This window comes from Sphingobium indicum BiD32, assembly GCF_000382885.1.
Classification (GTDB): domain Bacteria; phylum Pseudomonadota; class Alphaproteobacteria; order Sphingomonadales; family Sphingomonadaceae; genus Sphingobium; species Sphingobium japonicum_C.
In genome coordinates this window covers 1-2,628 of sequence record NZ_CAVK010000260.1, presented here as the reverse complement: position 1 = coordinate 2,628, position 2,628 = coordinate 1, and the positions used below count along the sequence as shown (strand labels likewise).

Annotated in this window: 3 protein-coding genes; all 3 read right to left on the bottom strand. The window is 57.8% G+C overall.

Features of this window, described 5'->3' with window-relative positions; genetic code table 11:
* Positions 1 to 47: 47 nt before the first annotated feature.
* Entirely contained in the window at positions 48 to 1,328 is a 1,281-nt protein-coding gene (locus tag EBBID32_RS23035) for a Fic/DOC family protein (RefSeq protein ID WP_006968049.1), read from the bottom strand.
* A gap of 3 nt (positions 1,329 to 1,331) precedes the next feature.
* Positions 1,332 to 1,592, bottom strand: coding sequence for a hypothetical protein (locus EBBID32_RS23030; RefSeq protein WP_006968047.1), 261 nt, complete (start codon positions 1,590 to 1,592; stop codon positions 1,332 to 1,334).
* Between the two features lie 147 nt (positions 1,593 to 1,739).
* The gene (locus tag EBBID32_RS23025) at positions 1,740 to 2,612 is read right to left on the bottom strand and encodes an ArdC family protein (RefSeq protein WP_004213405.1); all 873 of its coding nucleotides are present in this window, start codon (positions 2,610 to 2,612) and stop codon (positions 1,740 to 1,742) included.
* Between the last annotated feature and the right edge of the window lie 16 nt (positions 2,613 to 2,628).

Genomic DNA, 2,628 nt, shown 5'->3' with positions numbered 1-2,628 from the left:
TGTGGCAGCTGACAGACTACGAAGCGCGCGGCCCTGGCCGCTCATTTTCAGCGCTCGCGGTCCTTTGATTTCTCGGCGGTCGGCGTCGGTGATTTGCCTTCGCGCAATGTTGCGGCGACATGGGCCTTTGCGCTTTCGACGATCTGCGCCAGCTGTTCCTTCGATGCGCCGCGCTCGGTAGCTGTCGCGACGCGCTTATCAATGGCGAGCTGGAATTGCGCGAACCTGGCATCGGCGCGGTTCTGCTCAGGCGAGTTTTTCTCGAATTGCGCGGCAAGGCGTAGATCAACCTGACTGACGCCGGGAGGCATGACTTGCAGACGTAGCGCGCGATCGGCGGCCTGAATGTCGCGGTCGGTCATTTTCGAAAGGAAATCTGCGGCGCCCGCGCTGATGGCGCGGACTCTTTGCAGCGGGTCCATACCCTCGGACCAATTGACTTCGATCTGATGATAGCGGCGTTGCTCAATCAGCTGAAGGTGGTGCATCGGCCCTTTGGGATCGCGGAAAAAGGCAAGCTCCTGCGCTGAACGCGCGGCCAGCTGGCGCATGTCAGCGGACGTTTCCGCGATCCGATTAAGCTGCTCATGCTGCCGCGACGCAACGGTTTGCGCAGTAGGTAGGTAACGGCTGATTTGATCCTTGGCCTGCTCGATACTCATTGCGCGTCGTTCGCCAACTGGCATGAGAGATTCCATCGAGGGTGGAAACGCGATGCCCGCTGGCCCACGCGCTGGCTCGACGCGGTTCTGTTCGAGGGGCATGGCATCACGGATGACTTTGGCGAGGGAGGCGTGATTTCCAGTATGGAAGCTGTCGCGGCTCGCCTCCATCCAGTCCTTCGGCCCCATTGCCTGGATCGAGACGAATTTCTCGGCCGCAAGGGAATGTAGCTGCAAGTGCAGCCGCATGGTGCGACCATTGCCCTCACGGAACGGATGAACGGCATTTAATTCGGAAATATGCCGCCCCATGGTATCCGCAAAGCGATCACGATCCATCGACTTGAGGGTTTGGAGGTCGGGCAGCTGCTTAAATTCGTGCTCCATGCTGCGGGCAATGAAGTGCGCTCGGGCAAAAGTGCTGCCGGGTTTGCTTATGTCCACAGTCCGAAAGCGCCCCGCCCAATCATATACGTCCTGAAACAGATGATTGTGCAGTTCGCGATACTCGCGCGCGTTCGTCGCCGGCGCGGCGCGCTGCACAACCAGCTCGCCATGTCGGACAACCGAGAAGAAAGCTTCTCGCTCCTTGAGGATATTATCGTCGCGGATTCCCAGCTTGTTCCGAAGAACGTCGCTGTTACGCCAGGTGTAAGGGTCGCTCACCTGTCATGCAGCGAGTTTCTGGCGGGACAGAACATCACGGTTGTAGTCCTGCGCCAGACCAATCGCCACATCGACGGGAATTTGGGTTTCGACCAACAGCAAACAAAAAGAGTGGTCATCCGAAACCAATTCAAGTCCTTCAATCTTGCAATTTGCGATTGCTTCGCAATAAGCTGCCATCACGTCAGGAATCTCTTCCTGCCGACGCGGCTCATACCCCATCGCCTTGATGCGATTCCTGTAGGTGTCGATGATATTTTCCATTTTGCACCTAAAAACGACCTGCTCCCGCCCATAGTTAACATGTCGGGATTTGTATATAAACCACATTGAGTAGCCCCCATATTTCACTTTCCTGAAATGGGACGCCGCGCTTGCGCGGCGTCTCGTGCATTTAGCAGGGCGGGTCATTCAATCCGCTTGGTCGGTCATCATCGCCAACAGGTAGTCGGCGGCGTTCTGAGCCTCACGGGCAGCCTCGAAAATCGCGCGCTTGTCGTTGCGGAGCGCGGTCAACCAGTGCTCGATATACGCGGCATGGTCTTCGCGTTCCTCGACCTTGAAACCGACAATCGCGCCGATGAAGGATGCGCCCAGCTCGGCTACGAGCTCGTCCCTCGCATAGTCGGCGCGGCTCGTTGAAATCAGGGTTTTCCGGTTGAGGCGGCTTTCATGCCCTGCATGATGCACGGCCTCGTGCGCAAGCGTGGCATAGTAGTCGTCGGCGGAATGGAACGCTTCAAAAGCAGGCATTTGGATATAGTCGTCGCGGGTGTGGTAATAGGCTTGCGATCCGCCGATGCGAACGGTTGCGTCGATGCGAGAGAACATCACTTCAAGCTCAACGTCGCGGGTTTCGGGATTGGTAATGATCGGGGCGGGCGCGGGATATTTGCCGTCCAGTCCCTCGACCTGATCGGCATTGAAAACCGTGTATCGTTTCAGAAACGGAATGGCGCGCTCGTCGTCCGTCTCGGAGTCCTTCACGACAAGCTTGTTAGCATAGACAACGGTGGTCCCCTTGCTGCCCTTCCGGACATTGCCGCCAAGCTCCAATGCCTGTTTGAAGGTCAGCCAATAGGGGGAGGCGAAGCCCTGACGCATGGCGCTGGCCCAAAGGCTGAGGACGTTGATCCCACGATAGGCGACCCCATTGTGCCGGAGCGGAATGGTCGGCCCACCGCTCCACGGCTTCACCCAAGGCTTGGTGCCCGCTTCGAGCATCGCAAGAATGTCGTCGGTGACGGCCTGATAAATGTCGATCCGGTTCGTTTCCTTAGCCATTTTCCTCACTCCTTTA